Origin of the sequence: Staphylococcus sp. FSL W8-1270 (assembly GCF_038007165.1) — a bacterium.
Taxonomy (GTDB): domain Bacteria; phylum Bacillota; class Bacilli; order Staphylococcales; family Staphylococcaceae; genus Staphylococcus; species Staphylococcus hominis.
This window is the reverse complement of the sequence record NZ_JBBOWQ010000001.1, coordinates 1,706,581-1,721,888: the sequence shown is the minus strand read 5'-3', so window position 1 is coordinate 1,721,888 and position 15,308 is coordinate 1,706,581. Positions and strand designations below refer to the sequence as shown.

General features: G+C 30.2%; 15 protein-coding genes. 11 read left to right on the top strand and 4 right to left on the bottom strand.

The annotated features are described in order from the left end of the window. Positions 1–104: 104 nt before the first annotated feature. Positions 105–1,082: a competence protein CoiA gene (locus NSU06_RS08585; protein ID WP_093514799.1), complete on the top strand. Its 978-nt coding sequence runs from the start codon at positions 105–107 to the stop codon at positions 1,080–1,082. A gap of 45 nt (positions 1,083–1,127) precedes the next feature. Then, a complete protein-coding gene (gene pepF / locus NSU06_RS08580; protein WP_093514800.1) occupies positions 1,128–2,936 on the top strand; it encodes an oligoendopeptidase F in 1,809 nt (602 codons plus the stop codon). 267 nt (positions 2,937–3,203) lie between these two features. On the opposite strand, the gene yjbH is transcribed toward pepF, so the two are convergent. The 3 genes from yjbH to NSU06_RS08565 all read right to left on the bottom strand — a co-directional run bounded on the left by yjbH (position 3,204) and on the right by NSU06_RS08565 (position 5,059). Continuing rightward, positions 3,204–4,001: a protease adaptor protein YjbH gene (yjbH, locus tag NSU06_RS08575; RefSeq protein ID WP_048761214.1), complete on the bottom strand. Its 798-nt coding sequence runs from the start codon at positions 3,999–4,001 to the stop codon at positions 3,204–3,206. Positions 4,002–4,024: 23 nt separating this feature from the next. Continuing rightward, positions 4,025–4,390 (bottom strand): truncated hemoglobin YjbI, encoded by a 366-nt coding sequence (locus NSU06_RS08570; RefSeq protein WP_048761221.1) that lies wholly within the window; start codon positions 4,388–4,390, stop codon positions 4,025–4,027. Between the two features lie 90 nt (positions 4,391–4,480). Then, the gene (locus NSU06_RS08565; RefSeq protein WP_070663418.1) at positions 4,481–5,059 is read right to left on the bottom strand and encodes a CYTH domain-containing protein; all 579 of its coding nucleotides are present in this window, start codon (positions 5,057–5,059) and stop codon (positions 4,481–4,483) included. 209 nt (positions 5,060–5,268) lie between these two features. On the opposite strand from NSU06_RS08565, the gene NSU06_RS08560 reads away from it, so the two are divergent. From NSU06_RS08560 to fabI, 7 genes are all read left to right on the top strand, one after another. Further along, positions 5,269–5,616 (top strand): UPF0738 family protein, encoded by a 348-nt coding sequence (locus tag NSU06_RS08560; protein WP_002448177.1) that lies wholly within the window; start codon positions 5,269–5,271, stop codon positions 5,614–5,616. Between the two features lie 16 nt (positions 5,617–5,632). Then, entirely contained in the window at positions 5,633–6,262 is a 630-nt protein-coding gene (locus tag NSU06_RS08555; protein ID WP_017175811.1) for a GTP pyrophosphokinase, read from the top strand. Positions 6,263–6,276: 14 nt separating this feature from the next. Beyond that, entirely contained in the window at positions 6,277–7,083 is an 807-nt protein-coding gene (locus tag NSU06_RS08550) for an NAD kinase (protein WP_019835656.1), read from the top strand. Then, complete coding sequence (locus NSU06_RS08545) at positions 7,083–7,949, top strand: RluA family pseudouridine synthase (protein WP_019835655.1); 867 nt, start codon at positions 7,083–7,085, stop codon at positions 7,947–7,949. The genes NSU06_RS08550 and NSU06_RS08545 overlap by 1 nt, the downstream gene beginning before the upstream one ends. 18 nt (positions 7,950–7,967) lie before the next feature. After that, a complete protein-coding gene (gene mgtE / locus NSU06_RS08540; protein WP_070663419.1) occupies positions 7,968–9,353 on the top strand; it encodes a magnesium transporter in 1,386 nt (461 codons plus the stop codon). Between the two features lie 9 nt (positions 9,354–9,362). Continuing rightward, positions 9,363–11,207, top strand: coding sequence for a monovalent cation:proton antiporter family protein (locus tag NSU06_RS08535; protein WP_070663420.1), 1,845 nt, complete (start codon positions 9,363–9,365; stop codon positions 11,205–11,207). A gap of 205 nt (positions 11,208–11,412) precedes the next feature. After that, on the top strand, positions 11,413–12,183 hold the full coding sequence (gene fabI, locus NSU06_RS08530) for an enoyl-ACP reductase FabI (protein ID WP_019835652.1): 771 nt from the start codon (positions 11,413–11,415) through the stop codon (positions 12,181–12,183). 351 nt (positions 12,184–12,534) lie between these two features. Here the strand turns inward: fabI and cozEa are convergent, their stop codons facing one another. Further along, positions 12,535–13,620: a lipoteichoic acid biosynthesis protein CozEa gene (gene cozEa, locus NSU06_RS08525; RefSeq protein WP_311052089.1), complete on the bottom strand. Its 1,086-nt coding sequence runs from the start codon at positions 13,618–13,620 to the stop codon at positions 12,535–12,537. A 270-nt stretch (positions 13,621–13,890) separates the two neighbouring features. Between cozEa and NSU06_RS08520 the strand changes: the two genes are divergently transcribed. Together NSU06_RS08520 and NSU06_RS08515 are read left to right on the top strand one after the other, a co-directional pair. Then, on the top strand, positions 13,891–14,634 hold the full coding sequence (locus tag NSU06_RS08520; protein WP_340779812.1) for an esterase family protein: 744 nt from the start codon (positions 13,891–13,893) through the stop codon (positions 14,632–14,634). 120 nt (positions 14,635–14,754) lie between these two features. Beyond that, positions 14,755–15,264, top strand: coding sequence for a 2'-5' RNA ligase family protein (locus tag NSU06_RS08515; RefSeq protein ID WP_340779809.1), 510 nt, complete (start codon positions 14,755–14,757; stop codon positions 15,262–15,264). The last annotated feature ends 44 nt before the right edge of the window (positions 15,265–15,308 follow it).

The following is a 15,308-nucleotide window of genomic DNA, read 5'->3' as shown; positions in this document are numbered from 1 at the left end:
GATTAATCGAGAGTAGAGAAGAAATTTAAAATGAATTTCTTTTCTACTCTCTTTTTTTAAAGTAAATGAATCACCTTAAACGTTTAATAGTATGAGGTGAATGCATGTTAGTAGCGATTAATCGTAATAATGAAACCGTATATGCTCATCAAGCCATCATTACTGAAGCATACCGATGTCCATATTGCAAAGAAAAACTTCTTTTAAAAAAAGGGTTAAAAAAGATTTCGCATTTTGCTCATGTTTCTCAAACTAAAAGAAGATGTATGAAAAATGAAACAGAAAAACATTACTACGTTAAATTTTTTATTGCTCAACGTCTAAAACAATATCACTTTAATGTTGAAATAGAGCCTTATTTTTCTGAAATTATGCAGTATCCTGATATTCTTGTGAATGCAAAAGTAGCTATAGAAGTTCAATTTTCAAGAATAAGTATAAAAGAGGTCAAATCTCGATCAAGAGGACTTGAACAAATTGGAGTAGCAGTTATTTGGATTATCGAACAAGTACAATATCATAAGGGTTATTTATACTTGAACACATTTCAAGCTTATTTCATTAATCCGATTGATAGAACGCTATATAGTTGGGAGCATGAAAAACAACTTATAGTAAAGTATGTCAATATACAACATATTGGTGGCCGAAAATTTATTGCGCATAGACGAATAATTCAAATTTCTGAATTGTTATCATTCAATGAACAAAAGAATGAGTCATATTGTTATAAATTGTCAAATAGACATATCAGTCGTTATATTTTTAATTGTAGAAAAAAACGTTCAGTGCTAGAACCGTCTTTAAGTGCTATGTATCAATTACAAATAACTGACGATGAGGTATGTAGAGATACAGGTTATATTTTTTCGTATCAAATTTTTATTGAAAATCATCCAGTACAATGGCAACTCAAGCTGAAGTTGTTGTTAAAACATAATCTTCCCAAGCAGTATTTAATGTCGTATTTGAAATTCAGACAATTTTATCTACTGGATATTAATAAAGAAGAAATTACTTTAAAGTTAATAGATGATTATATTCAACAAATAAGCGGGAGTTTAAACGTGCAAAATAAATAAAAGAATGAGAAAATTATAACATTAATTCATTTAGGAGGTACATGTATGAGTCAACAACTTACTAGAGAAGAGCAAGAACGAAAATATCCAAATGAAACTTGGGATTTAACAACTATTTTTGAAAGCGATGAAGCTTTTGAAAAGGCATTAAAAGAGGTAGAGAGCTATCTAGGTAAAGAAGAACAATTTAAAGGACATCTAGGAGATAGTGCTAAAACTTTATATAATGCTTTAGCTTTAGAAGATGAGATTGGAACACAATTAGAAAAGGTATATGTTTATGCACATCTAAAACAAGACCAAGATACATCTAACGATAAATATACTGGTTTTGAATCTCGTGCGCATCAACTCATCATAAAAATTAGCTCAGTATGGAGTTTCTTAGTTCCAGAGATTTTGCAAATTGATGAAGAGAAATTAGAATCTTTTATTAAGAGTAACGATGATTTAAAACGTTATGCATTTGACTTGAAATTAATTAATGAAAAACGTCCGCATATTTTAGATGCTGATAAAGAAAAATTATTAACCCAAGCGCAAGATGCATTATCAACTCCAGAAAATGTCTATGGTATGTTTAGTAACGCTGATTTAGAGTTTAAAGATGCAGTAGATAAAGATGGGAAAAAACATCCTTTAACACAAGGTACATTTATTAAATATTTAGAATCAGATGATCGTAAATTACGTCAGTCAGCTTACAACAACTTATATGAGGCGTATGGTGCATATAACAATACATTAGGTTCAACTTTAGCTGGTGAAGTTAAGAAAAATATTTTCAATGCGCGTGCGCATAACTATAAAACGGCACGTGAACGCGCTTTAAGTAATAATCATATTCCTGAAGAAGTATATGATAATTTAGTTGCAACAGTTCACAAATATCTTCCATTGTTGCATAAATACACTCAATTGAGAAAAGAACTTTTAGGTATTGATGATTTGAAAATGTATGACATCTATACTCCATTAGTTAAAGATGTTAAATTTGAAATGCCATATGACGAAGCTAAAGAATGGATGCTAAAAGCCCTAGAACCAATGGGAAAAGAATATTTAGATGTAGTGAAAGAAGGTTTAAATCATCGTTGGGTAGATGTTTATGAGAATAAAGGAAAACGCTCAGGTGGTTATTCTTCAGGCGCACATTTAACTAATCCATTTATTTTATTAAATTGGTCTGATACTATCTCTGATTTATATACACTTGTTCATGAATTTGGACATTCTGCACATAGTTACTTTAGTCGTAAAAATCAACCATCAAACTCTAGTGATTATTCTATCTTTGTAGCTGAAGTTGCTTCAACATGTAATGAAGCTCTACTAAGTGATTATATGGATAAACATTTAGATGATGATCGACGTTTATTATTACTAAACCAAGAACTTGAGCGTTTCAGAGCAACATTATTCCGTCAAACTATGTTTGCTGAATTTGAACACAAAATTCATCAAATTGAGGAAGCGGGAGAACCATTAACTTCAACTCGTATGAATGAAGAGTATGCTAAATTAAATAGACTATACTTCGGTGATGTAGTAGAAACAGATGATCATATTAGTAAAGAGTGGTCTCGTATTCCACACTTCTATATGAATTATTATGTATATCAATATGCAACTGGATACAGTGCAGCTCAAAGTTTAAGTCATCAAATTTTAACAGAAGGACAGCCTGCTGTTGAAAGATATATAAATGAATTCTTGAAAAAAGGTAGTTCTAATTACCCAATTGAAATTCTTAAGAATGCGGGTGTAGATATGACTACACCAGAACCTATAGAGCAAGCGTGTGAAGTTTTTGAACAAAAATTAAAAGCATTTGAAAAATTAATGAAGCACTAAAAAGAGTGTATTCGTTTTCAATGTGTCTAATTTGTGACATTTAGGGTGGAAATGTAGTTTAATATTGAAACGACGTTTTGAGCGTGTTATATTATATACATGAAATTAATCACATAACAAACATACCCCTTTGTTTGAAGTGAAAAATTTCTCCCATCCCCTTTGTTTAGCGTCGTGTAATCAGACACGGCGTTTTTTTTATGCTTAATTATTAAATCAAGTTAATATAAAAAGAGCGATACACTTCATATAAGTGATCGCTCTTTGTTATTTCTTAGGCATTTTAGATTGCCAAAATTCGCCGTCAGGATAATTTAGTTTTTCAACTTTTTGTTGTAAAGCTAATTTTTTCAATTCTTTTACGAGTAATTTTTCCGGCCATTCATAAATAGTAAGCAATTCTTCCATCGTTACTAATTGTTTGGATTGAATATAAGTTTCGAGATTTGGAGGTAATTCTTTTTCGATAGGGCATCCCATTAATTCATTAATAATATAAGTATAAATATGATAAGGATAAAGGCCTTCGACTTTCAAACCTTCTTCATGTACATCTTCACTAAAAAATACAAGTGAAGGCGCTTGTTCAATTTCCATTTCTCTTGCAATATGCAAATCTATTTTCAAACTTTCGGTAAGTTTATTTTTTTGTAAGTCTTCTTTGAAAACATCATAATCTAAACCAGCATTTTTAATACAATTACAAATCATTTCTTCAGTGATAATATCTTTTTTCGGTATAATTTCGTTTTGCATTAAATGAATAAAACGTTCCGCTCTTAATCTACCTTGTAATTCAGCAGCTTTATATGCTAAAGCAATATTATCAAAATCTGAAGTACTTTGAGCTTGACATTTAGTCAAGACCTTTAATGAAGGATTCAAAATATGTCTGATTCGAATATATTGATTATACTCAATTCTTAATTTAGAAATAATTGCGGATAATTTAAAACAATCTTTATTAAAAGGATCAAAGAATGAATAAATTTCTATTTTATTTACAGGTGACAGATTAGTGTTTTCACGACTCGCATTATCTACAATTTTAAGTTCTTCAGCCATGTTTAACTCACCTTCAATTATATTTAGGAATTCACCATATGGTTAGCAGTTAAACGCAATCTTTCATACAAGTATTCGCCAACTCCTGCTGGAAATTGAGCTTTATTGATTGCTTTATACATATTTTCTAACCATGCATCTCTTTCATAAGTAGTAATTCTAAATTCCATATGTCTTTTTTTTAACATTGGGTGACCATGTTCTTGAGTGTATAAATCAGGACCTCCTAGAAATTGTGTTAAGAACTGCTTTTGCTTTCTACTTGTTTCTTTAAAATCTCCAGGAAATAAATGGTTGATTCTTTGATCATTCTCTACAAGAAAGTAGAAATAATCAATCATATCATACAAAGCTTTTTCTCCTATTACATCATAAGGTGTTGTAGCCATAGTATCACCAATTTCTATTAATATATTTCTAATATAACATGAATTTTTACATTTAAAAGTAATTTGACTTTTCACAAGTTTATCTCATATCTATCCTAATTGAGCTTGATATTCAAAAAAGCGTTGAACTTTATTTTTAGGGGGCTCATGAACTAGGTCAAATTGTTTTAATAAATTTTGAAATTTTTCAAAGCCTATTTGATAATCATTGACTTCAAATTCTAGTTCATAGTCTGTTTTATCAAAGTATTGACTTTTATCTAATACTAATAGTTCATTTTGAAATTCAACTTCTAATCTTTCAGTTGTCAATGCACCTAAAACACTTAATTCGTTTTCTTCAATATCAAATTCAGTAAGAATTTTTTGAATATCGTTAGGTAATGTTGATTTGACAATTGTTTGTCCAATATGAGGCTTAATATCGATTGGATGATTATATTCTATCAAGCCAACTTTAGCTGGTACTTTTAGTGTGATTTCAAATGTGTTTTGTTTAACACGTATTCTTAAAGCAGAACGATGATCACGTAGTTTGAAACTAGATGATTCAATATAATAATTTGTTTGAGTGAATGGTGTGAGTTGTTTAAAGTAAGAATCTTTAATCGCGTTATATGTATTGAAATCAATTAATTGCTTAAATTCAATTTCATTATTAGTACTCATAATTACACCTCATTAGAAAATCTTTAGTATATTATTGTAGTTCATTATGACGGACATTTGTAAAAAATTAAAGTAATAACAATACTAAAAATAAAATATATGGAGCTAAATATTTAATCGTTTAGAGCATACTTGAACTATGGTACTCTAATGTGTGTTTGAAAGTTAAATTATGTTAAACTAATAAGGAATAATAAGGAGGAACAAGCATGCGTATATATGTAAATGAAATTAAAATCAAAGATGATAGCATTTATTGCTACTCAGAAGATCCAACTGATGGATTAGATGAAGTAGGACAAATGCTTGTAGATAGTGATAATTTTAGTTTTGCTTATTTATTAGATGATGGCTCGTCGTATTCATATTTGATTTTTGTACAAGAGACGTGGTCAATGTTACATAATAATAGAGATAAAAAAGTAATTATTAACGATGAATTAGAATTAGAACATTTTCAAGATGAATTAAGTTATATCCTAGAAAATGTTGAAGGAAATAATAACTATGGTAAGGAGTTTGTTTCAGCAGTTGAAGAAACTTTCGAACTAAAGTGAAACGGAGTGGAACCATATGAATCAATGGGAGCAATTTTTAACACCATATAAACAAGCAGTCGATGAATTAAAGGTGAAATTAAAAGGCTTACGTAAGCAATATGAAGTTGGAGACAACGCCTCACCCATTGAATTTGTAACTGGTCGTGTAAAGCCTATTACAAGTATCATTGATAAAGCGAATAAAAGGGGAATTCCTTTTGATCGATTACGTGAAGAAATGTACGACATAGCTGGTTTAAGGATGATGTGTCAATTCGTTGATGATATTGATGTAGTTGTTAACATGCTTAGACAACGACAAGATTTTAAAGTTGTAGAAGAAAGAGATTATATTAACAATACAAAACAAAGTGGTTATCGTTCATATCATGTAATTATCGAGTATCCAATTGAAACATTAAGTGGTCAAAAAATGATATTAGCTGAAATTCAAATTCGAACATTAGCAATGAATTTTTGGGCTACAATCGAACATACATTAAGATATAAATATGATGGAGATTATCCTGCTGAGATACAACATCGTCTAGAAAGAGCTGCTGAAGCGGCTTACTTATTAGATGAAGAGATGTCTGAAATTAAAGAGGAAATACAAGAAGCTCAAAAATATTATACTCAAAAACGTGCAAAAAAACATGACTAATGAGGTGTCAATACATGCGTTATACGATTTTATCTAAAGGTGACTCTAAATCAAACACGCTTAAACATAAAATGATGAATCAAATGAACTCTTTTCATATGATGGAGGATACAGAAAATCCAGAAATAGTAATATCTGTCGGTGGAGATGGAACACTTTTGCAAGCTTTTCATCAGTATAGTCATATGTTATCAAATGTAGCATTCGTTGGAGTACATACTGGTCATTTAGGTTTTTACGCAGACTGGTTACCTCATGAAGTTGAAAAATTGATTGATGAAATTCATCATTCTGAATTTCAAGTGATTGAATATCCATTACTTGAAATTATTGTTAAATATAACAACACTAAGAATGAAACACGCTATCTAGCACTCAATGAAGCAACTATGAAAACTGAAAATGGATCAACATTAGTAGCAGATGTCGCAATTAGAGGTAAACATTTTGAACGATTTAGAGGGGATGGTCTATGTATTTCTACACCTTCTGGGTCGACGGCTTATAATAAAGCACTAGGTGGTGCACTGATTCATCCTTCTCTTGAAGCCATACAAATTGCTGAAATTGCATCTATTAATAATAGAGTATTTAGAACGGTAGGTTCACCATTAGTATTACCTAAGCATCATACATGTTTGATTACACCTGTAAATCATAATACAATTAGAACAACAATTGACCATGTCAGTCTAAAACATAAAAATGTGAGCGACATTCAATTTAGGGTCGCAAATGAAAAAGTTCGTTTTGCTAGGTTTAGACCATTTCCTTTTTGGAAAAGAGTTCATGATTCGTTTATTGAAAGTGAAGATGATTGATGAAATTTGTATACCATATTCATAGCGAAGAAATGCTTAAGACATTTTTACAACGTCATAATTATTCAAAGAAAACAATTAGCGCCATTAAACGTGATGGCGCTTTAATTATTAATAGGCAACCTGTGACAGTTAGATATATGTTGAAAAAAGATGATCAACTTATTGTTAAACTGCCGGAAGAAGTTCCAAGTACATATCTTCGTCCTTCAAACAAACATATTGAAATATTATATGAAGATACATATTTAATTATCGTTTCAAAACCGGTGCATTTAAATTGTGCACCTTCAAGAGAACATCCTCATGATAGTTTAATTGAGCGCGTGATGTATTATTTAAATCATTCTACAAATAAAGTACAATATGTAGTACCTCATATTGTTACAAGATTAGATCGTAATACGACGGGCATCGTTATCTTTACTAAACATGGTCATATTCATCACCTTATGTCGACATTTGAAATAGATAAGCGATATATATGTGTGTGTTACGGTAAAACTAAAGAACAATCTATGATAGAGGCACCTATTGGTAGAAACAAAGATAGTATTATTACTCGGTGTATTACGCCATCTGGTAAACATGCAAAAACTGAATATAAAACGTTGAGTAGTCATCACAGTGCAAGTTTATGTGAAGTTAAATTACATACTGGACGAACACACCAAATTAGAGTTCATTTTAAGCATATTGGTCATCCACTTATTGGGGATGACTTATATGATGGTTTTCATCCTCGGATTCAAACACAATCTTTACAGTGTTATAAAGTAAAATTTAGACATCCAATATATAATAAAGAAATCGAGATTATTTTAGACTATAAAAACTTAGAAAAAATATATCAAAGTGTAAATTAAAATTAGGAGGTACATTTGATGTCATTAAATACAGAAACAACTGACATACAACATAATAAAGTATACAATCAAAAACTACTAGATGACAGTTTAAACCGCAATGATATAGATCAATTCAGAAAAGAATTTCTAACTATACATCAATATGAACAAAGTGAATATTTTGAAAATACAACGAATCAGAATAGACAAAGAATATTCGAATTTTTATCGCCTCAAGAAGTGAGTAGATTTTTTAATCAATTAGATATTGAGGGGAAAGAATATGAAATATTATTTGATTCAATGCATGCACATTATGCAAGTGAAGTATTAGAAAATATGTCTACAGATAACGCAGTTGATATTCTAAATGAATTATCTAACTCAAAAGTTGCCAGTTTATTAGCTTTGATGGATAACAGAGTCACAGATAAAATCAAAAAGTTATTACATTATGAAGAAGATACTGCTGGCGGTATCATGACTACTGAATATATTTCATTGGATATTAGTACATCTGTAAAAGAGGCACTCATGCTAGTTAAAAGTCAAGCACCTGACGCAGAAACGATATATGTGATTTATGTCGTTGATACTGCCGGTCAACTCGTAGGTGTTCTATCTTTGAAAGATTTAATTGTAGCAAATATTGATGCTCATGTTGAAGAAGTAATGATTCGACGTGTTGTAAGTGTAAATGTAGAAGAAGATCAAGAACGTGTTGCTCAAAAAATGAAAGATTATGACTTTATTGCTATGCCTGTGATCGACTATCAACATCATTTAGTAGGGATTATCACAATAGATGATATTTTAGATGTTGTAAATGAAGAAGCAGATGAAGATTATTCACGTTTAGCGGGGGTTTCTGATACTAAGTCTACTGATCAATCAGTATTTAAGAAAGCATTGAAGAGATTACCGTGGCTTATTATTTTAACATTTTTAGGTATGATAACAGCAACGATTCTGGGTGGTTTTGAAGATACCTTGTCGCAAGTTGCATTATTAGCAGCATTTATCCCTATTATAAGTGGGATGTCAGGAAATTCAGGAACACAATCATTAGCAGTGTCTGTTCGTAATATTTCTAATGGTGATATTAAAGAAAAAAGTAAACTTAAAATAGCTTTAAAAGAAGCAGGTAGTGGGTTAATCACTGGTTTTGTATGTGCAGTGATTTTATTCTTAATTATTGTCATTATTTATCGTCAACCATTCTTGGCACTGATTGTAGGTGCAAGTTTAACTATTGCCATGACAGTAGGTACGTTAGTAGGATCAATGATTCCAATCTTAATGAATAAAATTCATATCGATCCTGCTGTCGCAAGTGGACCATTTATTACAACTATCAATGATATTGTAAGTATGTTAATTTATTTTGGACTTGCAACAACATTTATGTCATATCTAACATAGGGGGATGAAATGGAATTTTTTTCTTTGGTCATAGTCGTCGTCGCAGCATTTCTTACACCGATTATTGTTAATCGATTAAACGTCACTTTTTTACCTGTTGTCGTAGCTGAAATATTAATGGGAATTATTATAGGAAACTCATTTTTAGGACTTGTCCACAAAGATGAAATGTTAAATATTCTGTCAACATTAGGTTTTATCTTTTTAATGTTTTTAAGTGGACTAGAAATTGATTTCAGCGCATTTAAAAAAGACACAAGAAAGAGACAGGGTATTGATAAAAATGAAAAGAATTTACCAAGTCATTTACAATTAGCACTTACAGTTTTTTCATTAATAATAGTGCTTTCAATCATTTTAGCATTTGCATTTAAATGGTTAGGCTTTGTAGATGATGTATTATTAATGGTCATTATTATTTCAACTATTTCATTGGGTGTAGTTGTGCCAACACTTAAAGAAATGAATATCATGCGCACAACAATAGGACAATTTATATTATTAGTAGCAGTATTAGCAGATTTATTTACGATGGTTTTATTAACTATTTATGGTGGAATCAATGGTGAAGGCGGAGGGTCAATTTGGCTATCTGCAATTTTAATCGTGTTTACTGCAATATTTTATTTGTTAGGTTCTGTATTTAAACGGTTAAATTTTATGCAACGCTTAATGGGTGGTACAACACAAATTGGTATACGTGCCATTTTTGCATTAATCATTTTACTGGTTGCTCTTGCTGAGGGTGTTGGTGCTGAATATATATTAGGTGCTTTTTTAGCTGGTGTAGTTGTATCACTGTTAAAACCTGATGAAGAAATCATTCATACTTTAGATTCATTTGGATACGGATTCTTTATACCGATATTCTTTATTATGGTCGGTGTAGATTTAGATATACCATCTTTAATTAAAGAACCCTCTTTACTTATTATAATTCCGATACTTATATTGTCCTTTATCGTTTCTAAGTTGATTCCTGTCTTATTTATTCGAAGATGGTTTGATACTAAAACAACCATTGCATCAGCATTTTTATTAACATCAACACTTTCGCTTGTTATTGCTGCAGCAAAAATTGCTGAAGAATTAAAAGCAATTACTTCTGAAATGTCAGGAATATTAATATTAAGTGCAATTATTACATGTGTATTTGTACCTGTTGTATTTAAAAAATTATTCCCAATTCCAGATGAAGTGAACCGGAAAATTGATATTGCGTTAATTGGTAAAAATCAATTGACTATTCCAATTGTTCAAAATCTGACTTCACAGTTATATAATATAACGTTGTTTTACCGTAAAGATTTAGGTGATCAGCGTAATTTACCTGACAATGTGACTGTTATTGAAATTAGTGAATATGAAGAAAGTTTATTAGAGAGACTTGGCTTATTTAATCAAGATATTGTCGTATGTTCTGCTAATGATGATGGTTTAAATAAAATGATAGCAAAATTAGCTAAATCTCATGGTGTAAACAGAGTTATTTGTCGACTAGAAAATAGTGGTGATGATGAAGAGTTAAAAACAGATGGTATTGAAGTATTTAGTAATTTTATTAGTAATAAAATTTTCTTAAAAGGTTTAATTGAAACACCAAATATGCTAAATATTTTAAGTAACGTTGAAACTTCACTATATGAAATTGAAATGTTAAATTATAAATACGAAAATATTCTATTGCGTAATTTCCCATTTGGTGGGGACATCATATTTGTACGTATTGTTAGAAATAATGAATCCATTGTACCACATGGAGATACGCAACTTAGATATAAAGACCGTTTAATTGTAACAGGTTCTAAAGAATATGTAGATGAACTCAAATCTGAATTAGAATTTTATTATTAATCTATTTAAAAGAGAGGACAAAATAAAGGGTATCTTTGAAAAATAACATAAAAAGATACATTACTTTATGTACCTCTCTTTTTATTGAGATGATTTGAAAATTTATTATTACTTTATTAAATATTATTAACAATGGTAAAATATGTATGTTAAAAACGTTTATAATGAACGAATTAATATAAAGTAATATAAGGAGATAATTTATATGATTAATTTAGAAAATAAAACCTTTGTCATTATGGGTATCGCTAATAAACGTAGTATTGGTTTTGGCGTAGCTAAAGTATTAGACGAATTAGGTGCTCATCTCGTATTTACATATCGTAAAGAGCGCAGTAAAAAAGAATTAGAAAAATTATTAGGCCAATTAAATCAAAAAGAGCATCATTTGTATCAAATAGATGTTCAAAAAGATGAAGATGTCATTAATGGCTTTGCGAAAATTGGTGAAGAAGTTGGAACTATTGATGGCGTCTATCATTCAATTGCATTTGCTAATATGGAAGATTTACGTGGTCGTTTTTCTGAAACATCTCGTGAAGGATTCCTACTTGCACAAGATATTAGTTCATATTCATTAACCATTGTAGCTCATGAAGCGAAAAAAATTATGCCGAATGGGGGTAGTATTGTAGCTACAACTTATTTAGGCGGAGAATTTGCAATTCAAAACTATAATGTGATGGGTGTTGCAAAAGCAAGTCTTGAAGCAAATGTTAAATATTTAGCATATGATTTAGGCCCAGATAATATTCGAGTCAATGCAATTTCTGCTGGACCAATTCGTACATTAAGTGCTAAAGGTGTAGGTGGTTTGAACTTAATTCTTAAAGAAGTTGAAGAACGTGCACCGTTAAGACGTAATGTAGATCAAGAAGAAGTGGGCAGAACTGCTGCTTATTTATTAAGTGATTTTTCAAGTGGTGTGACTGGAGAAAATATCCACGTAGATAGTGGTTTCCACGCAATTAAATAAGTTTAAATTGAAAAATAGATATAAGATATATGATAAATCCAAGAGTCTGAGACAATGAGTTGTCTTAGACTTTTTTAATAAATTGACAGTTGATGACTGAATTGAAAATGCATTTGTATCAAGCTTTATTCAATTTCAATTCCAAGGCTAGAACATAGAGACTTTTAATAAGAACATCTATATTCAACGCAAATTGGAGAGGCATAGGCATTGATGATGTAGAACGACGACTTAAAAATGAATTTTATCCCTCTTCTAGCTTTATATTATTTAATGTGATATGACATAAAAAAACTGCGAATAGAATATGTTCTATCCGCAGTAAGTAATTAAAAAGCATTAATAATTAAATTAATCTTTAACATCGCTATTTGCTTTATCAATGATACGTTGACGATACTTAAATACATTTCTTGCTACTGTTTTTAATACTGCATAAAGTGGAACAGCAATTAAAATAAGTGTGAATCCTCCTAAATCACCCGCTGCTAAGATAACAACAATGATTGTAAGTGGATGAATACTTAATGATTTACCCATGACGTTAGGTGTGATGACATTACCTTCAAGTTGCTGTGCAATTAATGTAACAACACAAACCCAAATAAATGTTGATGGACCATCGATAATTCCTAATATTGCAGCAGGCGCAAATGATAACCATGGTCCTAAAAATGGGATTAAGTTTGCTACACCAGCGAATAATACAAGCAATGGAGTATAAGGTAACCCAATAAAGGTATAACCAATATAAAGAATAATACCTAAGATGAAACTAACAGTAACTTGACCTTGAATATACGATTTTAACGTATAATTTAAATCTTTAAGTAAATCAACAACAAAAACTTTACGTTCTCCTTTGAAAAATTTACCAATTGCTGGAATAAATTTTTCATGATCTTTTAACATATAAATCAAGAAGAACGGTACCATAATCAATAAAAAGATGGTTGAAATAAGAGATGTGATATAAGTGATTGAATTTGCTAATATACCAGTTAAACTATCACTGATTGATTTCATTGTTGAATTAATTTTCGCTGTTACATCACTTGGTAATTTATCCATTTGATTTAATGAGAAATTAACCACTTGCTCTGCATCACGTTGTAAAGTTGGTGTTGCTTTGATTAAATTATTAACATTAGAAATAATAATAGGCGCAATGAAAGCTACTACGATAGCGATAATAGCGATTAATACGATAAAGATAGTTAAAATACTTGCCCAACGTGGGAAACCCCATTTTTCCAAAAGTGTTTGAAAAGGTAAGCAGATATAAAATAAAAATCCACTTAACAAGAATGGAAGAAACACTGAACCAATAATAGTTGCTATAGGTGTAAATACACTATGCACTTCCATAAATAACTTTATAAGTACGAACAGGATGATTAAGAAAATCCCAGTTCGAAACCATACTTTATTAAGCATAGACTTACTTCCTCCTAAAGTAATGAATTCATTAGTAATAAGTATATCTTAAATAAGAGATGTTAAAAAGGAAAAGTTGATTAACTAAAAAAGAATTATATTATAATATTTAGTTGTATAAAAATAGATGAGCTTAATTAAACAATTCCTAATTCTCTTAAAAAAGTATATAAAATCTAAAATAAAAAAGCTTATTATAAACGTTTATATCACTGTCACTAATAAATAAAATTGATACAATATGAATATATATGAAGGAGAGAAGATAACATGGGAGAATTTAAAGCTGGAAAAATTAATAAATATATTTTGAGTAGTGACATTCTAGAAAGAGATATCACATTGTCGATTTATCTTCCAGAAGATTTTACTGAATTATTTAAGTCTCAGGTGATTATTTGTTTTGATGGATTGGATTTTTTCCGATTTGGAAGGATTCAGCGTGAATATGAACGTCTAAGAAAAGAGGAACATATTGAACGTGCTATTATTGTTGGATTTCATTATGAAGATGTTGAGAAACGTAGAGAAGAGTTTCATCCTCAAGGTAGTCGTAGTCAAAAGATGATTCAGTCAGTAGTTAAAGAGCTTTTACCTTTCATTGATCAAGCATTCCCTACATATAAGGTGGGAAATTCTAGATTATTAATAGGAGATAGTTTAGCTGGAAGTATTGCCTTTCTTACTTCATTGACTTATCCTTCAATATTTAGTCAAATAGCTATGTTTAGTCCGCACTCAGATCATACTGTTCTTGAAAAATTTGAGACATGTAAGCAACGTAATCGATTAACGATTTGGCATGCGATTGGTAAAGATGAAGTCGATTTTAAATTACCAACGACTGGTGAGCAAGCGGATTTTTTAACTCCAAATAGAAAGCTAGCAAACCTTATTGAACAAGATGAGCGTGTCACTTACGTATACAATGAATTTAATGGTAGTCATAATTGGAAATCATGGAAACCTATGCTCGGAGATATTCTCTATTATTTTTTAAATAATAATAAATAATAGTACATATTAATAGTTTACAAATCTTTTTGAAAGCCTTTTCAAAAAATGTTGTATCTAATAACGTATTAAATAGAATTTTGATATAATAGAAGTATGTTAAACAAAGGAGGAATTTCAATGAAGATAGGATTAGCACTTATTCCGTCACAATCATTTCAAAATGAAGTAGATGGCTATCGTAAGCGTTATGATACGGAGTATGCACGTATTATGCCACATATTACGATTAAACCTCACTTTGAACTTAAAGAAACAGAATTAGATTCATTTAAAGACGAAGTTAAACAAACATTAGATGGATTTAAACCTGTAGAGGTCCACGTGACAAAAGCTTCAAGCTTTAAACCGACAAATAATGTTATTTATTTTAAAGTAGAAAAAACAGAAGAATTAGAAAATTTATTTAATACATTTAATACCGAATCTTTTTATGGTAAAGCTGAACATCCATTCGTTCCTCATTTTAAGATTGCTCAAGGCTTAACGAGTCAAGAATTTGAAGATATATTTGGTCAAGTGAAGCTTGCAGGGGTAGACCATAGAGAAACCATTGATGAACTTTCATTGTTACATTACAATGAAGATGAAGACAGATGGAACATTGTTGATAGTTTTAAACTAGCATAATATGTATATAAAAAAAGAAGTCAAAACATTTTAGTTTTGACTTC

Bases quoted from the DNA above. Each gene is read 5' to 3' on its own strand.
- NSU06_RS08515 (WP_340779809.1), top strand. From the start codon at position 14,755: ATGAAGATAGGATTAGCACTTATTCCGTCACAATCATTTCAAAATGAA.
- yjbH (WP_048761214.1), bottom strand. From the start codon at position 4,001: ATGGCTGAAGAACTTAAAATTGTAGATAATGCGAGTCGTGAAAACACT.
- fabI (WP_019835652.1), top strand. From the start codon at position 11,413: ATGATTAATTTAGAAAATAAAACCTTTGTCATTATGGGTATCGCTAAT.
- NSU06_RS08560 (WP_002448177.1), top strand. From the start codon at position 5,269: ATGCGTATATATGTAAATGAAATTAAAATCAAAGATGATAGCATTTAT.
- cozEa (WP_311052089.1), bottom strand. From the start codon at position 13,620: ATGCTTAATAAAGTATGGTTTCGAACTGGGATTTTCTTAATCATCCTG.
- NSU06_RS08535 (WP_070663420.1), top strand. From the start codon at position 9,363: ATGGAATTTTTTTCTTTGGTCATAGTCGTCGTCGCAGCATTTCTTACA.
- NSU06_RS08555 (WP_017175811.1), top strand. From the start codon at position 5,633: ATGAATCAATGGGAGCAATTTTTAACACCATATAAACAAGCAGTCGAT.
- NSU06_RS08520 (WP_340779812.1), top strand. From the start codon at position 13,891: ATGGGAGAATTTAAAGCTGGAAAAATTAATAAATATATTTTGAGTAGT.
- NSU06_RS08585 (WP_093514799.1), top strand. From the start codon at position 105: ATGTTAGTAGCGATTAATCGTAATAATGAAACCGTATATGCTCATCAA.
- NSU06_RS08565 (WP_070663418.1), bottom strand. From the start codon at position 5,059: ATGAGTACTAATAATGAAATTGAATTTAAGCAATTAATTGATTTCAAT.
- NSU06_RS08570 (WP_048761221.1), bottom strand. From the start codon at position 4,390: ATGGCTACAACACCTTATGATGTAATAGGAGAAAAAGCTTTGTATGAT.
- NSU06_RS08550 (WP_019835656.1), top strand. From the start codon at position 6,277: ATGCGTTATACGATTTTATCTAAAGGTGACTCTAAATCAAACACGCTT.
- mgtE (WP_070663419.1), top strand. From the start codon at position 7,968: ATGTCATTAAATACAGAAACAACTGACATACAACATAATAAAGTATAC.
- pepF (WP_093514800.1), top strand. From the start codon at position 1,128: ATGAGTCAACAACTTACTAGAGAAGAGCAAGAACGAAAATATCCAAAT.
- NSU06_RS08545 (WP_019835655.1), top strand. From the start codon at position 7,083: ATGAAATTTGTATACCATATTCATAGCGAAGAAATGCTTAAGACATTT.